This is a genomic window from Enterobacter sp. Sphag1F, from assembly GCF_014193275.1.
Taxonomy (GTDB): Bacteria; Pseudomonadota; Gammaproteobacteria; order Enterobacterales; family Enterobacteriaceae; genus Pantoea; species Pantoea symbiotica.
This window is the reverse complement of record NZ_JACHZD010000006.1, coordinates 162,593-181,086: the sequence shown is the minus strand read 5'-3', so window position 1 is coordinate 181,086 and position 18,494 is coordinate 162,593. Positions and strand designations below refer to the sequence as shown.

Genomic DNA, 18,494 nt, shown 5'->3' with positions numbered 1-18,494 from the left:
TGGATGCGCTAACTTTTAAAACGACCACCTCATGCCCGCATTATAGCGCCAGCCTCTGGCGCCGTTGCCATCGATCTCTTTGCGGTAATCCGCTTCGGCATACAGCGCGACGTCCTTATTCAGCGTGGCGCTGCCGCCTAAGCCAACATCCCACATTTGACCAAACTTCCCGCTCTCAAAGGTTTGGCTGCCTTCCGCATCCGCCGAACCAATTTTGGTCTTCGCGGTGCCGCCCCAGCCTTTGTAGAAGTTGGCACGAAGGTACGGCGTGTAGGCATTCTGGCTGGCGTCCAGCCAGGTGCGATCGAGGCGTGCGCCGATCCGGCCGATGGTTTGATCGTAATCGTTGTACGACACGCGCGTGCGATCGCGATCGGTGAAGCTGTCCATTTTCATCTGCAGCCAGGTGATTTGCGCCTGCGGTTCAAGGCGCACGCCGTTGGCGAAGGTGAACGGATAGCCCGATTCCACAGACGCCGTCCAGCCATTGCCTTTCGGTGATGCCACCTCTTTCTGCCGTGCAATGTCGGTTTCTCCGCGATACCAACCCCAACTCAACGAGCCATCGAGGTAGAATCCGCTGTCGCGCAGCCAGGTGCCGTACAGCGAAATGCTGTCGCTGTCGAAGCTGGTGGAGCTGTAACCGTCGGCTGCGTGAGGGCGAATGCGCGTGTTACCGCGCGTATAAGCCACGCCGCCGCGCAGGCTGTCTTGCGGGCCGTCGGCGCGCAGCACGTTGCCGCCCAGTTGAACCGCGCTGTAATCCAAATCGAAGTCGTAGCCGTAATCGGCCAAACCGCGATTGCTTTGATATTTCAGATTGGAACCGAGATAACGGATAAACATCTCGCCGCCCACATCATCGGGCGCGGTTTGCTGCTGACGCAGTTCGCCGAGGCGTTTATGCAGATCGTCGGTCACCGCCAGCGAGTAATAGGCCAAACCAACCGGCGCGGAGATGTAAGACGGCACCTGCGGCGTCACCGCCAGCCGTGCGGCACGCTGATTGCTACCCGCTTGCGGCTGGCACAGCGAACCGTCTTCACAGACAAAGGTGTTAGCGAGTCGATAATCCCATGTGCCCGCTGTGGAATTACCCGGCGCGAAGCTGGCTAAGCCGTATTGCCACGGACCGGACACCACATAGCCGCCCTTCAGCGCAAAGCTGGTGGCATTGGCGCTACCGGTGACCTGCGCCAGCGACACACCTTCACTGGCGGCAATTACGCCGTCGTTATTGCTATCCAGCAGCGGACCGCCGACCAGCGTATCCTCAATTAAGGTTGTGCCAGAGACATTGCCGTTCACGCGCAAGGTGTCACTTTGCGTGGCGGTTGAGTTGAGCTTCAGGCTGCCGCCCGCCGATGCCAGTTCGCCATCAATGGTTAAAACATTCGCCGCCGCGTTGCCGCCATTAGTGAGATCCAGCGTACCGGCGTTATTCACCACTAGCGAATCATTGGTCGCGCCTTGCAGCAGCGGATTGACGTTATCGCCAGCGAACAGCGTACTGCCGGCATCGATATTGATGGTGCTGTGTGCCAGCTTAATATTGTCGGTTAGCGTCCATTTGGTGTTGTAGAAGTTGAGCGTGCTCCAGCCCGCCCCGAGATTGGTGCCTTTGCTGGCATCATCGCTGACAAACGAGCCGCCGCGCGCCGTCAGTTCACTCAGATTGAGCGTGCTGCCTGCGCCGTTTTCGGTGGTGATGTGCGCGGTATTCGCCAAACTCACTTTCTGCACTGAAGCCTGATTGGCTTCGCCGTTGCCCATTGTCAGGCTTCCGTTCAGTGTGCCGCCGGTAACGATCAGTTCATCGCTGCCGTCGCCGGTATTTACATCACCGATCACCGAACCATCCAGCAATGCGATAACATTACTTCCAGCGCCGCCCGCCACCACCACTTGATCCGGGAATGGTGCGTTGATGGTTCCCTGATTGATGAACAGCGTTTGCCCGCCGCGCAGATCAATCAGCGGCGACACGCGACTTTGTGAACTGATGGTTCCCTGATTGATCACCTGGCTGGCATTACGGGTGACAATCGCCGAGCCGCCATCCGCATCGAGAATGTCGATCACACCGCGAGAAATCACTCTTCCGTCGGTGTTAGCGCGAATGCCAGTACCTTCACCCGAAACCACAATCGAGTAATCTTTACCCAGCACCAGACTGTTGGTGGTGCTGACACCATCGACATTTTCGAAAAGGTAGCCTGTGCCGTTGCCAGCCACATTGATGCGCACTTTACCGTTGGGATCCAACGACGTCACTGAACGCACACCGTTGCCGCCGTAAACATCCAACACCACGTTTTTCAGGGAGATATTAGTGCTTTCGGCAATATTGTTGATCGCGCTGCCGCTGCTGTAGCTGAGAATAGTGATGTCGCTGGCTTCAAAGCCGCGTGCACCCGGCTCCAGCCGCACGCCATCCGCACCGCCTCGCGCCTGAATGGTGCTTGCGACCTGCCCATCGCCAACAATATTTAGCCAGCCAGCGTTACCGACACGTACCGCTGCGATGCCATCATCAACCTGCAAACGGCCTTTTATCGGCACGTATTGGTTATAGCCGCTGCCGACATCGACACCGATGCCGGAAGCAATGAAGATGCTGCCACGATTGGTCAAATGGCCGCCGTTGTAGATGCGCGCGCCGGTGCTATTGTAACCGGTGAAATTCACCGAGCCTTGCTGCTGATTGACGAGGTGCGCGCCTGAACTGACGTCAAACGCGGTAACATTGTCGGCGCTGCCGGTGATGGGTGCGGCGACGGATACTTGCGTGCCGCCGCCACTGGCGATTGCCGCCGTGCTGAATTCACCGTGCATCGCAATGTTACTGGTGATGAACGCTTTTGCAGTGTCGCTGGCACGCAGCACGGTGACATTTTTGCCCGTGGTGAAGTAACTATCGGTGCTGGACACCAAAGCGCCCGGCCCGCTGACATCGATGCCGGTGATGCTGTTTCCATATAACGAGACGCTGCCCGGCGTTGCGGCATCCAGCCTCGCACCATTAACGATCTCATACAACAGCGCATTGTCGGCTCCGACTTGAGTAACGCCGCCGTGGGTGATCAAGCGCGTTCCGGGATCGGCGGCACGAAAACCGAATTGGTTGGGATCGTGAAACTCCACGCTATTGCCGTCGCCCAACTCCAACAAGCCGCCAGCAAATACCGATCCTGCCATCGCGTTAGTGCCGTAAAGGTTGATAGTGCCGCTTTGGTAGATCCGCGCCAGCTCATTAAAGGCCACCACGCCTTTGCTGGTGAACAAGTTCATGCCATCAACGCTATACACGTTCAACAAACCGTTGTTGAAAATCTGCGTCAAGGTTTGCCCATCACCGTATTGCGGATCGCCATTGGCATACAGGCCGGTACTGTTGCCTGTCACGGTAATTACGCCACGGTTAAAGGCGAACGCGCCAGATTCCGCCCGAATCCCGGTGGTGTTTCTCCCGCCTAAAGTGATGTCGCCGGTATTGATCAGTTGCGCCTGATTTTTGACGATCAGCGCTTCCTGATCGTTAGCTTCACCGCTCAGTGGCGCATGGTTGATCAACAACGTATCGGGATTGAACTGGGTTGCCGGATTGATGGCTTCGCCTTGTAAGGTGTATTTGTTGCCGTCGGCGATGGCGGCCGTCGCGCCGATGCCAAGCAATTTGATGCGCGCGTTGGCATCAATGGTAGCTTGCGCACCATCGGTAATTTCAATACCGCGCGCATACATGCCAGAAATATTGAACGTGCCGCCATTAGTATTCACATCAGTGTACTGACCGCTGCCGTACACGCCGGTAGCGAAGCTGTTGGTCATCGACAGCGTGCGGCCTGTGCCGTCGAAGTCTGCGCCATCCTCAACGCGGAAAATCGTGCCGCCGTAAACCGATGAGAGATAACTGCCGTTGGCGGGTAAATTGATTCTGGCGTTGGGACCAACGGCGTAGAAACTGATTTGTCGTCCGGTGAACAGACTTGAGCTGGGAACGGAAACGGGAATTGAATTGGCGCTGACATCAATGGCGGCACTGCCTTCCGCGCGAATACCAATGCCGTTGGTGCCGCCGAGGCGAATCGGCCCGGTAAGATTGGCGTACGCGGTGCCGCCGGGATCGCCCTTCACCCAAACCGCCGTGTTATAGGATGTTCCGTAGCGATCGCCATCGCCGAGAACGTTAATCGCACCGCTGGAATACGCCTCCGAATCTTTGCCATCACGCGCGATGACTTTAAGACCGGTGCTGTTGAAGCCATTCACATTGATGGCTCCAGCATTAATCACTTTGTTGCTAAGGCTGCCGGAATCAAGCACCAACATGCCAACATTTTCTGCCGGATTGGGCTGCGCCTGGCCGTTGATATCAATCACGCCGTTGTTGATGGTGGTCGCGTGCGGAGCCAGTTCCACGCGCATGCCTGTGGCATTTTGCACTTTGGATCCGATAACAATATGGCCGTTATTGATGGCGCTGGAATCAAGCAGTTGCGAGATGCCGTTAACGCCGCCGCTCATGTTGACCGCGACATCTTGCGTGGCATCATTTTTGCGATTTTGCGGTGAACGTCCGATGTAAATCGTGCCGTCTTTGGCGTTCACAAAGCTACCTTGCCCATCACTACTCGGCATCACGCCAGACGCTGAGCCACCGTTGGAAACGTCGCTGACGCCGACATTGATATTACCGTGATTGACTACCTTGCTGTTGTAGGTTGTGATGCCCGCACTGTATCCCGCACCAGGTTGCAGATTGATCACGCCACGATTGATAAATTTGCTGCCATACTCGGCGCTCACTGCGATTCCGCCGTTGCCGATAGTGTTGAGATCCACGCCTTTGCCATCAGCGTTATTAAGGAAGCCGCTATTGATCACGCCGTTATTGAATCCACGCGCGCCCTTTAGTAATTCCAAACCCGAACCAGTGCTGGAAAGCTTGCCGTTGATAATCGCTTTCGCGCCGTTGCTGGCATGCATCACCGCGCTATCGCTGTTGACCACTTCAAGCGTTTTGCCACGATTGATTTTGACTGTCGCTTTTGGCCCATCAGCGCTGAGTACCACTTGATCGAATATCGGCAACGCCACTTCATCATCGTAATTGTTGGTGCTCATGCGATACACCACGCGGCCATCGCGCAGTTTAAAAGCTTTATTAAATTCGGTGTTGTAGTTATCGGTAATGATGTTGCCGTTGGAGAGTTGACCAATCAGCCAGTCATTGTATTTACGCAATTCGTAGAGATTAGTGACGTTGAATTGTGTGGTGCCACCATCGTACGTGCCGACGCTAAATTCACCGGCATATTCCACCACATTGTCGACATCGTAAGCTAAACGATCGCCACCAGACGGCGTGGTGCCCGCGGTAAAGGTGATGCGGTTGTTAGAATTCCAGTTCAAATTCCCTTTCTTACTGGCGGTAAATAACTGGCTTTGCTTCGCTGCCATCGACCAGCTATTACTGGAGGAATTGATTGCGGCATCGTGTTTACCAATATCGACGTTCAAGGTTCCGTTGCTGACTGACGCAACACGCGCATCGATATATTGTTTGTCATTCACATCAAAATAATCTGGTACGACGGTTTCGAGATTAACCGAGGGTAAATCAACCAGTTCCGCGCTATTAAACACCTGATAATTGACATAGGTATGATAATTAGGATCGAGAATGCCAATGGTGTGATTTTGCGGCCCAATTTGTAATCGTTCCGCACCAATCACATTGTCATTGATAATACGGCCAATCGATCGCAACTCGCCAATCGTAACGCTGCCCACGCCACTTTCACCGGGCGCGAACTGCGGCAATCCGTTCAGCGTTTGCGTGCTGCCATTGCAAAGACAATAAGCGCCAACTTTATTGTCATTCACTTCAGGCGTGTAAGGTCTTAATATCGCAGCCGTTGTCGGCAACACAGGGAACATCACGCCTTGCGCAGCCACAAGGCTTAGTAACACCGGATTTAATTTAAACACGTTGTTTTCCTCATGCAGAGAAAAGACAAAACGCGTACGGCAGAATGCCAATACGCTTCAGAGGTATTTAAGTGATTGAATTATTTTGTTTCAGGTTTTTAATATTTGAAATCGGATGAAATGAGTATCTACGCTAACGCAGGAAAACGTCCAATTTGAGTTAAGGAATTGTGAGGTGGGAGAGATGATTTAGGAATTAAACCAGAATGTATTTATTATTGTTCGGATCTAATATTGCTTGCAGAGGATAATATTGATGCATAAAGTAGAATGCGTGGAATTTAATCAAACCTTCATCTATTTGTTATGATTTATTCGATGCTTTTATTTCTCCAAAGGCCACGCCGCCAATCCCTTAATCTCCTTCAACACAAACATACTCTGCATCTCCTTTATCCCCGGCAATCTTCGAATAACCGACATGGCGAATTCCGCGTAAGCATCCATATCCGCCGCAACCACCTGCAATAAGAAATCCGCATCGCCACCAATGCTGTAGCAGGAGACCACATTATCCAGCGCCATCACTTCTTGTTCGAATTTGCGCGCTTCGGCTTCGCTGTGGCTATCAATGGTGACGCGTACAAACACCATCACATTAAGGCCAATCTTTTTTCGATTAAGTACCGCGCGATAGCCCTGAATCACTTCGTCCTCTTCCAGCTTGCGCACTTTGCGCCAGGTTGGGGATGCGGAGAGGCCAATTTCGTCGGCGAGATGTTGGTTGGTGATGCGTGCGTCCTGCTGCAACTGCTGAAGGATTTTGATATCTGTCTTGCTTATGCTCATAAGTGGATAATCCTTTCCATAGATTGGCGATTAAGGGATTTTTTATCCTTAATCAGTTCCTTTTGCAACGTATTCAGAAAGCACTTTCCTTTGGGGTTGCGGCATACTTTTTGTCTGGTGATTACCGACAGAGTCATTGCGCGGATGTGGCCAGGTCGCCATGAATGGCGACCCTACGGCGTGCGCACCTTAAACCCACTTAAAGTGAAGCCTGAATCATGGATTTCGACGCAAACACCCATCGCTGCACCATCGTGATTGATCAGCAACTGCCCGCCGGATTGGCGATGAACGCTTCAAGCGTTATCGGCATTAGTTTTGGAAAATTGATAGGAAATTTGGTGGGGCCGGATCAGCAAAGCCAGGATGGCGTGAATTATCCCGGCGTCATCTACGCGCCGCTGCCGATGTTATTGGCTGACGGCAATTACCTGCGCGAGTTGCAGCATATTAGCAGCGCTGATAATGAGATCTTTGCAATGCCGTTCAGCGCGCTGGCGCAATCCTGCAAAACTTACGAGGAATATAGCGAGCGTATTACTGACGCGCACAGCGATCAGATTGAGTTGGTGGCAATCGGTTTGATCGGCCCAAAGAAAAAAATTACCCGCTTAACCGGCAATTTGAAGCTTTATCGCTAAACATCCTCTTCGGCGGCGAACCACGCAGGCGGCTGGCCTACGTAGCGACTGAATGCCACGCTGAAAGCACTGGCGGAGCGATAGCCGACGCGCTCGGCCACTTCTGCCACCGCCATGCTTTTGCCGCGAAGCAGATTTTTCGCCAGCGCCATGCGCCACGTCAGCAGATAGACCATCGGCGCCACACCAACGGCTTCGCGGAAACGCACAAAGAATGATGAACGTGACAGCGCGGCGGCTTTCGCCAGTTCGGCCACCGTCCAGCTGTGCGCAGGATTGGCATGGATAGCGCGGATTGCTGCCGCCAATCGTTCGTCGGCTAAGCCGCTCATCACGCCCGGACACGCGTTGCAGATCGGCATCGATCGCAGCGCTTCTATTAAAAGCAGCTCCAGCAAGCGTTCCAGCACCACATGGCGCGCAGGACGCTGCGCGCGGCATTCATCCATCACTAATTCCACCAGCGTGGTCAGGCGCGATTCGCCGCGCACGTGAATAAACTGCGGCAGCAGCGAGACAATCAACCCGGCATCGGGCGCGCCGAACTGGCAATAGCCAATCAGTGTTTGGACGTCGGCGGGCTGATGTTGATTGCCAATCCAGAATTCGCCGGGCGCGAGCATCTGTGGCGTGGTTTCGGGTGCATCGTCGGCGGGCGGTTCGGCACTGGTCATGCAAAATTCCCACGCCGCCGGGATCAACACAAAATCGCCCTGCTCCAGCGTGATCGGCGCATGCCCTTTCATCTTCAACTGGCTGCGACCTTCCAGCACCAGACAATAGAACGGCTGACCGGTTTCACTGCGCTGCACGCGCCAGCGGCCATTAGCACGCGCGCGTTTGGAAAACGCCGCTTGCGGCTGCAGCAGCGACACCATTTCCGCTAAGGGATCGATCATTTGGACTCCTGCGAATGAAAGGTGGACGTTGCGTTGTAGTGAGTCCAGTTGGTTGACTCTATAGTGATCGTCTACCCCAATGCAATGCAGGAGTGAAAGATGAAAACGATTCTAATCACCGGCTGTTCTTCCGGCTTTGGTCACGCCACCGCGCTCTATTTTCTGGAACGTGGCTGGAAAGTGATCGCCACCATGCGCAATCCCCGTGCCGACATATTCCCGGCGTCGGAAAATCTGCGTCTGCTGCCATTGGACGTTAGCGATGCCGCCAGCATCGAAAGTGCCGTCGCTGCGGCGGGCGATATCGATGTGCTGGTGAATAACGCCGGGATTGGCGTGCTGTCATCTCTGGAAGGCACGCCGATGTCGACGGTGCGCGACGTGTTTGAGACTAACACGCTCGGTACCATCGCACTGACGCAGGCTGTGCTGCCACAGTTCCGCGCGAAACAAAGCGGCACGGTGATCAACGTCACCTCAACGGTGACGCTGAAATCTCTGCCGCTGCTGGCGGTTTACACCGGAAGCAAAGCGGCGGTGAACGCCTTTACCGAATCGCTGGCTTTGGAGTTGCAACCGTTCAACATCAACGTGCGTCTGGTGCTGCCAGGTTTGGCGCCCACCACCGATTTTGGCAAGAATGCCATGCCGCGCATGGAGAATACGCAGCTTGAGCCGTATCAGCCGCTGTTAGATGGCGTGTTCAGCGCGATGCAGCAGCCGCAACCAACCACCAAAGCGCTGGATGTGGCCGAAGCGGTGTGGCGCGCGGCGACCGATCCGCATGCTCCGATGCGCATTCCCGCCGGTGAAGATGCGGTGGCGCTGGCGAACGAGGTGGGTTAACTGTGAATTTCGGCGACTGCCATGGTGAAAATCAGCGGCAGTTCGCCGAGGTTCGCATAACTGTGCGGCGCAGCGGTTTTCGCCACCGCTGAACTGCCGCGCGGCACCTGCAACTGCTGTTCATCAACCTTCAGCGTGAGTTCGCCCTGCTCGACATGCATCAGTTCGTAAGTGCGCTGCGGATGGCCCGGCGAGGCAAACTGTTCGCCGGGAAACATCGTCCAACGCCACAGCTCGATCATATCCGGCCCTTGGGTTCCCGCCAGCAAACGCGCCGTGCCGCCCTTGTCGCCTTGCCACAGCACCGGAATGTCCTCTTCAGCGACCAGATGCGCGAGCGGATCGGCGGTAACATTCACAATATCGGCCACCGATATTCCCAGCGCAGCCGCCACTTTGCACAGAATGGCGATACTGGGATTTGCGCTACCTTTCTCAATCTCAACTAACATGCCTTTACTGACGCCCGCACGGCGTGACAACTCATCCAGCGACAGTTTTTGCCGTTGGCGGAAGCTTTTCACGCTGGCTGAAACGGCGGCGCTGACGTAGTCGATATCAGAACCTGTTTCGGTCAATTTATTGACTTTCGTCTTCATCGGTCACTATCATGGAATAAATTAGTCATTACAGGATTATGTTATGTTCGCCTTTAGCCCGTCAATCGATCCTTCCGTTTCTGCCTTAGCGCCTGACTTTACCGCGCTCAGCATTTTAGTTCAGGCTGCGCCAGTGGAGCGTCCGCACGTTGGTGAAGAAGCCTTAGCGCAAGCGTGTCGCGACATGTTGCAGGATGACTTTCCGTGGGCAGAAGCACATCTGATGCAATGGGCTGAGATGTTCAAACGCTTTGGCGCTAAACCGAAGCGTACGCCTTGCTCGGCAGATGCGCTGCGCAAGCGCGTGCAGCGCGACGGAAATATGGCGGCCATTGATCCGATCGTTGATCTCTACAATGCGGTAAGCATTCGTTTCGCCATTCCGGTCGGCGGTGAGAATGTGGCCGCTTACGTGGGCAACCCGCGGCTGACGCGCGCCGATGGCAGCGAACCGTTCGATGTCTATAAAGAAGGCGTGTTGAGCCATGAATCTCCAGAACCTGGCGAAGTGGTATGGCGGGATGACGCAGGCGTAACCTGTCGGCGCTGGAACTGGCGACAAGGCGTGCGCACGCGTCTCAGTATTGAGCAAGCGCAGATGTGGTTTGTGCTGGAACGTTTACCGGCGATGCCGCTCGAATCACTGCAACAAGCGGGCGATATGCTGGAGCACGGTATTCTGCAGATTATGCCTGGCGCTACTGTCGAACGCCGTTTGCTTGGCAATATCAATAGCTAACCGCTATGTTGTCACTCTCGCCCGCCCACCTTTAGGATTCGAAATGCACATCAACCTGCTGGCGCAGCAGCCACAGTTATTTGATGCAGTAACGCAAATGCTGCATCGCGAATGGTCGGATTTCCCCAACTGGCGTGATGCGGCGGTGATTCAGCAGCGTTTGCAGGCGCGCAATCAAGCGGAGGCAAAAACGCTAACGCTGGTTGCCACCACATCCGATGGCGAATTGATGGCCACCGCCAGCATTATTCATTACGAATTGGGTGATAGCGTCGATCGCGAGTTTTGGCTCGGCGAAGTGATTACTGCAGCTGAACATCGCGGTAAAGGGTTGGCGAGTACTTTGGTGACGCGCTTGATTACTGAAGCGCGTCTGCGTGGGATTGCCGCGCTGTGGCTGTATACGCCGGATCAACAAGCGCTTTATCGCCGCTTCGGCTGGCAGGATGTGGAGCAGCGCGTAATGGCTGATGAAGAAGTTACGGTGATGGTGCTTAAAATCGTTTAAGGAGAAACAGATGCTGATGCGTAAAAACTATCCGCAATTGGGTGAAGTCAAAGCGCCTTACGTGCATGCGGTAAAGCACAATGAAACCTTGTATGTTTCTGGCCTGACCGCCTTTGGTACGCCAGCGCAGCAATCCGATATCGCTTCGCAAACAGAAGCCATTTTCCAGCAGTTGCATACCATCGCGGCTGAGGAAAAGAGTTCGCTGGAAAAGCTGATCAAGGTGACGATTTTCATCACCTCATTTGATGAGATCACTGCCATACGCGCCGTACTGTTTAAGCATTATGGCGATCATCTGCCCGCCAGTTCGCTGGTACAAATCAGTCAACTTTTCTCGCCGGATTTGAAAATTGAGATCGAGGCGATTATCGCGCTGTAGCCAATGCTTTTAGCGCCGCCAATCCATCGCGTGCAATCCAGGTGCGCAGCGGCGCAAACAGCGGTTGCGGCAGATCTTCAGGCGCAAACCATTGCCAGCCGTGGCACTTTTCAGGCTCCATCAACTGCGGTTCACCGATAGCATCCTGCGCCACCATCAGCAGCGTGATGTAGTGCTTGTTGACGTCGGGAAACACATCGCTAATGAACGCGCCGTTTTGCAGTTCACCAAGCTGTAGGCCGGTTTCTTCCAGCACTTCACGACGTGCGCAAGACTCCGGCGATTCGCCAAACTCCAGATGCCCGCCCGGCGCAGACCAGTCGCCCGCGCCGTGGCTGCCTTTGCGTTGTCCTAATAACAGCTTCCCGCCGCGGAAAATTAAAACGCCGATTCCCACTTGTGGTGACATAGTTGCTCCTTGTTTTGCCAGGTCGTCATAAATGACGACCCTACGATCCAATGGGTTGATAACCTTGCCATTCAGGGCGGAACGGTTCGCCATTGGCGTCTGGCGTAAGATGGATGTAGAGATCGCCCACCTTCTCAAGCAGCAAACAATCATCCACATCTTTGAGATTGTCTTTGTGTTGATGATCTGCGCCGGGCAGCAAGTTCGCTAAGCCTTTGGCTTTGGCCTCTTTGACGTTTTCCGCCACAAACAGATCGAACGCATGCAGTTCCGCCAGCGTCGAAGGATGGTAAGCACCGGCATTGACAAAGAAAAGCTTTTTACTGCCCGTTGCCGGTTCTGCCGACAGAGAAACGCGATAACCATCGGCCCAGGTCACGCGCGCATAGCCATCGACGTGGATTTTATCGGCATCGCCAAACCAGGCTTCACGCAATGCGGGCCAGGCGTCTTGCGGTTTTTCAGCGGCAACGAATTGGATGTCGTGCACTTCGATGTTGGATTTTCCGGCATTACCGCCAACGTAAAAGATGAACAGGTTCACGTAGTCATTTCCTTTTGTTGAACAAAGAAGAGTGTGCGGAGCGTTATAAAACAACATACATAACGAGACAACCTTTTCATGCCGCAACAATGCCGTTTATCTCTGCGGTTTAAACCGCTGCGCCATCACCATCAGCAGCACAATGCCCACGCTCATCATTACCCACGCGCTATCCAGCGAAGCGGCGCGGTCACGCACGATGCCGGCGATCAGCGGCATCAATGCCGCCAGCAAGTAGCCGCCACCCTGCACGAATGAGAGCAATGCGCCCGCTTCTTCGGGCGTGTGCGCGTGATCGAGCGTGACGATTAGCGAGAGGGGAAATAGCGCGCCAATGCCCAATCCCAGCAGCAAAGTAGGCAGCCAAGCCTGCGCGCCGCCCAGCGTCAGCAAACTGATCAAACCCAGCAGAATCAGAGTTAACACCACCAGCAACGGACGGCGACGATCGCGGAAGCGATGGATCAGCGCCGACAGCACAAAGCCCGCAGCCACTTCCGTCAGCGTCAGCGCGCCCAACACGTAGCCGCTCTGCTCCGGTTGCCAGCCGTGCTGCATGTAAAACGGCGGCAGCCACGCCAGCACTAAAGTGTACGCGCCGGTGCCGATACCAAAGAAAATCATCAACAGCCAGGCGCGCTCCGAGCGAGCGGCGCGTGGAGGTTGATTGCTTTGTGTCGGTGCGATGCCGTGTGAAACCGTCAGCCACAGCAACAGCGCGATGATTGCCGGCACGACCGGAATCGCCAGTGTTAACGCCAAACCTTGCGCATTGGCTAACGGCGCGGCGCTGGCGGCGGCAATCGCTGCACCCGCCATAATCCCGGTGGTGAACAGCGCCATTAGCGTGCCTGCTTTTGCACCGAAGTGACGTTTGATCTGCGCGGGCATCAAGGCCTGAATTAAACCTATTCCGCTGCCCGCCACCAGCGCGCTGATAATTAACATAGTGGCGGATTGGTCGAATCCACGCGCGATGCTCGCCAGCGCCAGCAACGCCAATCCGGCAGCAATACCGCGCACTTCACCGAGCTGACGCAGCAGCAGCGGACCGGCCAACGCCGCCAATCCCATCATGATCACCGGCAACGTAGTAAGCAGACTAAGCTGCGTGGCACTAAGCTGCGCGTCGCGCTGCAGTAGCGGAAACAGCGGCCCCATCGCCGCCATAATCGGCCGCAAATTCAGTGCGATAATAAAAACCAGTAAGGCAAACATCCCAACCGCAGGTAAAGTACGATTCACTTTGCATCTCCTTGCACATTAAAAGTATCTTAACGTTAAGATACTTTCTGGAGCAGTAGTAGCCCATGCGCACAAAGCAACAAATGGGGATGCGATGTCGAATATTAATCACCGCACAATCCGTAGCGGCGCGATTCATCGCGCAATAAATTGCGCCGCTACGGATTGTGCAAATAGTTAAGAACTGCATCAGGGGAAATCCGTTTGACCGATCATGTCGAGTTTGTAGTGGAACAGTGGGCCAGCGCGATGCCGGAGCTGGATGCGTCTTCGATGGCGGTTTTTGGCCGCATGCTGCGCATCATGAAACATCTGGCGAAAACCCGCGCTGAAGCGCTGGCACCGTTTGGCTTTCGCGATGGCGAATTTGATGTGCTGGCGACGCTGCGACGCGCAGGCGCACCCTATCGCTTATCGCCGACGCAGCTGTATAAATCGTTGCTGGTGACATCGGGCGCGATGACCAATCGGCTCAATCGGCTGGAAGAAGTGGGTTCGATTGTGCGCGTTGCCGATCCCGAGGATAAGCGCAGCATGCTGGTGGCGCTCACCGATGCGGGATTAGCAAAGATCGAGCAAGCGCTGCTGGTGCATACGCAAACACAAAATAGCCTGCTGGCAACGCTGAATTCCGCGCAGCAAGCGCAGTTGAAAACCTTGCTAAGTCAGTTATTGGTGGCAACGGAAGCGGAAAAGTAAAAACGCTGTTGCTGATGCGTCAAAATATGAATTAATTCAGCGCATTTTCCCTTAAAGTAGTCGTCCCGCCAGGCATTTTTACGGACTAGAGATGAGCAATAAATACGCCCCATCGCAGATTTTTCTTCATTGGTTGACCTTCCTGTTGGTCGTCACTGCGTATTGCACCATGGAATTTCGTGGATTGGCGACGCGCGGTTCGTGGCAAGGCTTTGCGATGATCATTGGTCACTTCAGCGCAGGGAGCTGTGTGCTGGTGATTATGCTGTCACGCATCCTGCTGCGTTTTCGCCATCGCAGCCCGGCGATTGTGCCCAAGCCGCCGCACTGGCAAACCGGCCTGGCGCATCTGATGCATCTGGCTATCTACGTGTTTTTCATCGTCTTACCGACGCTGGGGATTCTGTCGCGTTTCTATATGGGACGAACCTGGTGGATTTTTGGTATTCCGATGCCGGTGAGCGGCGATCCGGATCCGGATTTTGCCGACACGATTGCGGGCTGGCATGAAACCCTCGCGCCTTATGGTTATTGGCTGATCGGCATTCATGCCGTTGCCGCGCTGGCACATCATTATCTGTTCAAAGACAACACATTAGTACGCATGATGCCATCGCGTCGATCACGTTAATTCTTCTTTTTCCGCCCGGTGATCGCACTTGCCGGGCGGCCAAAATAGCGCTGGAACGCCACGCTGAAATTACGTGGATGTTGATAGCCAACCTGCCACGCTGCCTGCGCAACCTGAAATCCTTGCTCCAGCAAGGCGTGCGCGTGCTCCATGCGCATTTGCAACAGCATCGCGCCTGGCGTGCAGCGAAAATGCTGCTGAAAGCCCTTCTTCAACTGGTAATCACTTAATCCCACGGCTGTGGCTAATGTTGATAAAGAAAAGGGTTGCGACAGATGTTTGCACATCCATTCACGCGCCTGCTCCAGACGCTGCACGGTATGCGGATGCAACCTTGTCACATCGCTGCATTGCAGCTGTAGTTGATGCCGATGCAGCGCCAACAGGCTTAGCGCCTGAATCTCCAGCATCAACGGATCGTCATTAATCTGCGCAAGTTGTGCCACCGTGGCGTGACCAAAACGGCTGAAAAGATGGCGTTTAAGCTGCGGCTGGAACAGTCGTTCAGCCTGCTCATCGCCAAAATAGTGGCTAGCGCTGGCGACGTTAAGAATCAAACGCAGCTGCTTCACGCGTTCGCCTGCGCGATATAGCCGCTCGCCCGCACTGTGCTGAAAGCTGGTGACGGTAAGGTGTCCGGCGCTAAAGGCAACTTCGTGACCACTGCCAGCGCGGAAACGCGATTCTCCGCTCAGACCAAAGGTCAGCACCAACTGCGGCTGGAGATGCACGGCTTGCGACGATTCGGCCAGCGCCGCCAACGGACGATAATCTGATTGCACCAGCCGCATACCACGCGCCAAATCCAGCTGGCGCACGCGCAGATCGCCCAGTTGCGGCGTATGTTGCCGCCAGTGCAGCATTCTGTTTTGCATCCCATCATCCTCGCGCAGAGTTAATCCGTCGTATCGCAGACAAATGAGAATAAATTGCATTTGAGTGAAAGGCTAGTCTGTTGTTCTGACTCAATGACCCAGGATTCTGCCATGTCTTCACCGTTACCCATTCTCGATGATTTACTGGCGCAGCAGGCGCTGAACGGCGCGATTGCGCTGGCATTCGACAACCAACTATTTGATTTCCTCAACCTTCCCGCCAATGCCGCGCAGGTAGCTGAGCATTGCGGCTGGCGAACCGCGCCGGTTGAACATCTGCTCAGGCTGTTGTGGAGCAGTGAACTGCTTTCGCGTGAAGGAGAAAACTATTTTGTCGCATCTGATGCACGTCAATACTTGTGCCGCGCAGGCGAGCGCTATATCGGCGCTGCGTGGCGCTATCGTCATCAAACATTGCAGCAGTTTGTTACGCGTCTGCCGCAGTTATTGCAGCAAGCCGCGCCCGGCTGGCAGGATCCGCTGCAAATCGATACCGCCTGGGCCGATGCCGCGCTGCACCAAATTGCGCAGGAGCAACGCGCGCTCAGCGCCGATACCGCCTGCGCGATTGCGGATAAATTGGCCGATTTTCAGCGTCCGGCGCTGTTGCTGGATATGGGCGGCGGGCCGGGATTGATCGCCATCGCACTGGCGCAGCGTTTTCCCCATCTTTCAGCGGTGGTGCTCGATTTGCCGCAAACCGCCACTGTGGCACAGCGCAATATCGAAAGAGCCGGATTAACCGATCGCTGTTGCGCGCTGGCACAGTTCTCGGAAAAGCGACAGGTTGATATTATCTGGAGTTCTTCGTTTCTCTATTTCATCGAGGATAGAGAAGCGATGCTCAGGAAATGGTTTGAACAGCTCAGGCCGGGCGGATTATTGATCAGCGCGCATGCTGAAGTGCCCTGCAACCCAGCCGACGCGCGCCGCATCTTGCCGTTCTTCACGCCATTGATGATGCGTGGTTACAGTGTCACGCAAGAGGGTGAATTGGCACTTCAGTTACAACAAGTGGGATTTGTGCTTGAACAGCAACAGCGGCTGCAACCGTTCCCAATGTCACCGCTTTATGTACTGCTGGCGCGCAAGCCTAAAACGTCAGACTAAAGCTGTCATCCAGTAGCGCCAGAATCTCGCTATCCGGCAAGCCGTTCTCCAGCGTGATGCTCAGCCAATGCTCTTTATTCATGTGGTAAGCCGGATAAACGCCGGGCAGCTGGCGCAGCGATCCAATGAGTTCGGGACGCGCTTTGATGTTCATCACATCGATAACCGGCCCATCCGGCAAACCGAGTTTATGACTCTCCAGCGGGAACACCAGCGCAAACCACTTGCGGTGCCGCGGATGACGCAGCACCGCATATTCACTGTGCTTTTTCCACGGATAATCGGGTTCTACCTGATAGTGCTGATTAATGTAGTCGAACAGCTGCTGGCGTTGCATGCATCCTCCGTGGTGAATCGCGCCTAAATAAAGCACGTGCGAAGCCACAATAGTAATCAGTTAAGGCTACACTGCGTATTGATTTTTTGCGCTAAATCAGCGCCCTTAAACCAGGGAAGTGAGTGATGTTTCATCTGATTTTCAGCATACCGAGCTGGTATGTGATCGCCCGATTTTTGTTCCCGCTAGCCATGCCATTGCTGTTAAAAATCATTCTGTCTTTGCTGGTGTTACTGGCTTCGCAGTATCTGTTGGTGAGCCGTTTTACCTCTGGCAGCATGTTCTCACCAGAAATGCCGCGCGCGATTGTCATCCTGTTCAACTGGGGTTTCAGCGCCGTACTGTTTCTCGCGCTGACGCAGTTTGTGATTGATATGGTGGCGCTGGTTTCGCTGTTGTTCCGTCATCCGTTTGAAATCGTGCCGGCAGTGCGTTATGTGGCGGCGGCCTTTGCTTTGATTCTTGCCACGGTTGGCGTTTATCAGGCTATCCGCGTGCCGCCGATCAAAGATGTGACCATTGAGATCGACAACCTTCCGCGCGAATTCGAAGGCTATCAACTGTTGCAGTTGACCGATATGCACATCACCAAACTCTTCAATGAAAAATGGACGCGCGCGCTGGTGCAAAAAGCCATGACGCTGAATGTCGATCTCATTCTGGTCACCGGCGATGTGATTGATGGCACGCTGCAGAATCGTCGCGCGGACGTCGAGCCGCTGCGTGGATTGCATGCCCGCGATGGCGTTTATGCGATCACCGGCAATCACGAATATTTCTTTGAGCAGGAGCGCTGGACCGCGCATCTGGCATCGCTGGGCCTGGAACCGTTACTCAATCGCCATACGGTAATTAAGCGCGATAACGCCGAGTTGGTGATCGCCGGCATGCCGGATACCTCAGCTTCACGACGTGGTGCAGTCGGCCCCGATCTGGAAAAGACGCTGGCCGGTGCGCCGGAAAATGCGCCGGTAATCCTGCTCGATCACCAACCGCGCAACGCGCGGCAAAACGCGCTCAAAAACATCGATCTGCAACTCTCAGGGCACACACACGGCGGCCTGATCATTGGCTTTGACCGCCTGTTTGCCAAACCCAACGCCGGCTTCGTATCAGGGCTGTATCAGGTGGATGGTATGCAACTCTACGTCAACAACGGCACCGCGCTTTGGCCTGGCATGGCGGTACGTTTGGGCCGACCATCGGAGTTGACCCGCATTACGCTGCAGCGCAAACCGTAACGCGTT

At 54.8% G+C, this 18,494-nt stretch carries 18 protein-coding genes; 9 read left to right on the top strand and 9 right to left on the bottom strand.

Annotated elements, in window-relative coordinates; all coding sequences use genetic code 11:
• Window positions 1-15: 15 nt before the first annotated feature.
• Together FHW71_RS19140 and FHW71_RS19135 are read right to left on the bottom strand one after the other, a co-directional pair.
• Window positions 16-5,994, bottom strand: a complete 5,979-nt coding sequence (locus FHW71_RS19140; protein WP_179452673.1) for an autotransporter outer membrane beta-barrel domain-containing protein — start codon at window positions 5,992-5,994, stop codon at window positions 16-18.
• Between the two features lie 324 nt (window positions 5,995-6,318).
• The gene (locus FHW71_RS19135; RefSeq protein WP_179452674.1) at window positions 6,319-6,783 is read right to left on the bottom strand and encodes an Lrp/AsnC family transcriptional regulator; all 465 of its coding nucleotides are present in this window, start codon (window positions 6,781-6,783) and stop codon (window positions 6,319-6,321) included.
• Window positions 6,784-7,001: 218 nt separating this feature from the next.
• On the opposite strand from FHW71_RS19135, the gene FHW71_RS19130 reads away from it, so the two are divergent.
• Window positions 7,002-7,424, top strand: coding sequence for a DUF2000 domain-containing protein (locus FHW71_RS19130; protein WP_179452675.1), 423 nt, complete (start codon window positions 7,002-7,004; stop codon window positions 7,422-7,424).
• Here FHW71_RS19130 and FHW71_RS19125 read toward each other — a convergent pair.
• A complete protein-coding gene (locus FHW71_RS19125) occupies window positions 7,421-8,323 on the bottom strand; it encodes an AraC family transcriptional regulator (protein ID WP_179452676.1) in 903 nt (300 codons plus the stop codon). The two genes, FHW71_RS19130 and FHW71_RS19125, sit on opposite strands and share 4 nt — an antisense overlap.
• A 99-nt stretch (window positions 8,324-8,422) precedes the next feature.
• Here FHW71_RS19125 and FHW71_RS19120 point away from each other — a divergent pair, with 99 nt between their 5' ends.
• Entirely contained in the window at window positions 8,423-9,169 is a 747-nt protein-coding gene (locus FHW71_RS19120; protein WP_179452677.1) for an SDR family oxidoreductase, read from the top strand.
• On the opposite strand, the gene FHW71_RS19115 is transcribed toward FHW71_RS19120, so the two are convergent.
• Window positions 9,166-9,768 (bottom strand): helix-turn-helix domain-containing protein, encoded by a 603-nt coding sequence (locus FHW71_RS19115; RefSeq protein WP_179452678.1) that lies wholly within the window; start codon window positions 9,766-9,768, stop codon window positions 9,166-9,168. The genes FHW71_RS19120 and FHW71_RS19115 overlap by 4 nt on opposite strands.
• Before the next feature lie 43 nt (window positions 9,769-9,811).
• Between FHW71_RS19115 and FHW71_RS19110 the strand changes: the two genes are divergently transcribed.
• From FHW71_RS19110 to FHW71_RS19100, 3 genes are read left to right on the top strand one after another with little or no spacing between them, the layout of a single operon-like run.
• Window positions 9,812-10,507 (top strand): B3/4 domain-containing protein, encoded by a 696-nt coding sequence (locus FHW71_RS19110; protein WP_179452679.1) that lies wholly within the window; start codon window positions 9,812-9,814, stop codon window positions 10,505-10,507.
• A gap of 43 nt (window positions 10,508-10,550) precedes the next feature.
• The gene (locus tag FHW71_RS19105; protein ID WP_179452680.1) at window positions 10,551-11,015 is read left to right on the top strand and encodes a GNAT family N-acetyltransferase; all 465 of its coding nucleotides are present in this window, start codon (window positions 10,551-10,553) and stop codon (window positions 11,013-11,015) included.
• 10 nt (window positions 11,016-11,025) lie between these two features.
• Window positions 11,026-11,397: a RidA family protein gene (locus FHW71_RS19100; RefSeq protein ID WP_179452681.1), complete on the top strand. Its 372-nt coding sequence runs from the start codon at window positions 11,026-11,028 to the stop codon at window positions 11,395-11,397.
• Here the strand turns inward: FHW71_RS19100 and FHW71_RS19095 are convergent.
• From FHW71_RS19095 to FHW71_RS19085, 3 genes are all read right to left on the bottom strand, one after another.
• The gene (locus FHW71_RS19095; protein WP_179452682.1) at window positions 11,384-11,806 is read right to left on the bottom strand and encodes an NUDIX hydrolase; all 423 of its coding nucleotides are present in this window, start codon (window positions 11,804-11,806) and stop codon (window positions 11,384-11,386) included. The two genes, FHW71_RS19100 and FHW71_RS19095, sit on opposite strands and share 14 nt — an antisense overlap.
• Window positions 11,807-11,846: 40 nt before the next feature.
• Complete coding sequence (locus FHW71_RS19090; protein ID WP_179452683.1) at window positions 11,847-12,350, bottom strand: DUF1543 domain-containing protein; 504 nt, start codon at window positions 12,348-12,350, stop codon at window positions 11,847-11,849.
• Window positions 12,351-12,446: 96 nt separating this feature from the next.
• Window positions 12,447-13,595 carry an MFS transporter gene (locus tag FHW71_RS19085; protein WP_353621000.1) on the bottom strand — a complete coding sequence of 383 codons (1,149 nt, stop codon included), beginning with the start codon at window positions 13,593-13,595 and terminating at the stop codon, window positions 12,447-12,449.
• 204 nt (window positions 13,596-13,799) lie between these two features.
• On the opposite strand from FHW71_RS19085, the gene FHW71_RS19080 reads away from it, so the two are divergent.
• Window positions 13,800-14,294, top strand: a complete 495-nt coding sequence (locus FHW71_RS19080; RefSeq protein WP_179452684.1) for a MarR family transcriptional regulator — start codon at window positions 13,800-13,802, stop codon at window positions 14,292-14,294.
• 91 nt (window positions 14,295-14,385) lie between these two features.
• On the top strand, window positions 14,386-14,925 hold the full coding sequence (cybB, locus tag FHW71_RS19075) for a cytochrome b561 (protein ID WP_179452685.1): 540 nt from the start codon (window positions 14,386-14,388) through the stop codon (window positions 14,923-14,925).
• Here cybB and FHW71_RS19070 read toward each other — a convergent pair.
• A complete protein-coding gene (locus FHW71_RS19070; RefSeq protein WP_179452686.1) occupies window positions 14,922-15,800 on the bottom strand; it encodes an AraC family transcriptional regulator in 879 nt (292 codons plus the stop codon). The two genes, cybB and FHW71_RS19070, sit on opposite strands and share 4 nt — an antisense overlap.
• Before the next feature lie 111 nt (window positions 15,801-15,911).
• Between FHW71_RS19070 and FHW71_RS19065 the strand changes: the two genes are divergently transcribed.
• Window positions 15,912-16,910, top strand: coding sequence for a class I SAM-dependent methyltransferase (locus tag FHW71_RS19065; protein WP_179452687.1), 999 nt, complete (start codon window positions 15,912-15,914; stop codon window positions 16,908-16,910).
• On the opposite strand, the gene FHW71_RS19060 is transcribed toward FHW71_RS19065, so the two are convergent.
• Window positions 16,894-17,247, bottom strand: coding sequence for an MmcQ/YjbR family DNA-binding protein (locus FHW71_RS19060; RefSeq protein WP_110866968.1), 354 nt, complete (start codon window positions 17,245-17,247; stop codon window positions 16,894-16,896). The genes FHW71_RS19065 and FHW71_RS19060 overlap by 17 nt on opposite strands.
• Window positions 17,248-17,372: 125 nt before the next feature.
• Between FHW71_RS19060 and FHW71_RS19055 the strand changes: the two genes are divergently transcribed.
• Entirely contained in the window at window positions 17,373-18,488 is a 1,116-nt protein-coding gene (locus tag FHW71_RS19055; RefSeq protein ID WP_179452688.1) for a metallophosphoesterase, read from the top strand.
• Window positions 18,489-18,494: the final 6 nt, after the last annotated feature.

Coding starts and splice junctions, on each gene's coding strand:
- FHW71_RS19100 (WP_179452681.1), top strand. CDS start 11,026: ATGCTGATGCGTAAAAACTATCCGCAATTGGGTGAAGTCAAAGCGCCT.
- FHW71_RS19105 (WP_179452680.1), top strand. CDS start 10,551: ATGCACATCAACCTGCTGGCGCAGCAGCCACAGTTATTTGATGCAGTA.
- FHW71_RS19130 (WP_179452675.1), top strand. CDS start 7,002: ATGGATTTCGACGCAAACACCCATCGCTGCACCATCGTGATTGATCAG.
- FHW71_RS19110 (WP_179452679.1), top strand. CDS start 9,812: ATGTTCGCCTTTAGCCCGTCAATCGATCCTTCCGTTTCTGCCTTAGCG.
- FHW71_RS19135 (WP_179452674.1), bottom strand. CDS start 6,783: ATGAGCATAAGCAAGACAGATATCAAAATCCTTCAGCAGTTGCAGCAG.
- FHW71_RS19115 (WP_179452678.1), bottom strand. CDS start 9,768: ATGAAGACGAAAGTCAATAAATTGACCGAAACAGGTTCTGATATCGAC.
- cybB (WP_179452685.1), top strand. CDS start 14,386: ATGAGCAATAAATACGCCCCATCGCAGATTTTTCTTCATTGGTTGACC.
- FHW71_RS19070 (WP_179452686.1), bottom strand. CDS start 15,800: ATGCAAAACAGAATGCTGCACTGGCGGCAACATACGCCGCAACTGGGC.
- FHW71_RS19055 (WP_179452688.1), top strand. CDS start 17,373: ATGTTTCATCTGATTTTCAGCATACCGAGCTGGTATGTGATCGCCCGA.
- FHW71_RS19065 (WP_179452687.1), top strand. CDS start 15,912: ATGTCTTCACCGTTACCCATTCTCGATGATTTACTGGCGCAGCAGGCG.
- FHW71_RS19095 (WP_179452682.1), bottom strand. CDS start 11,806: ATGTCACCACAAGTGGGAATCGGCGTTTTAATTTTCCGCGGCGGGAAG.
- FHW71_RS19120 (WP_179452677.1), top strand. CDS start 8,423: ATGAAAACGATTCTAATCACCGGCTGTTCTTCCGGCTTTGGTCACGCC.
- FHW71_RS19060 (WP_110866968.1), bottom strand. CDS start 17,247: ATGCAACGCCAGCAGCTGTTCGACTACATTAATCAGCACTATCAGGTA.
- FHW71_RS19125 (WP_179452676.1), bottom strand. CDS start 8,323: ATGATCGATCCCTTAGCGGAAATGGTGTCGCTGCTGCAGCCGCAAGCG.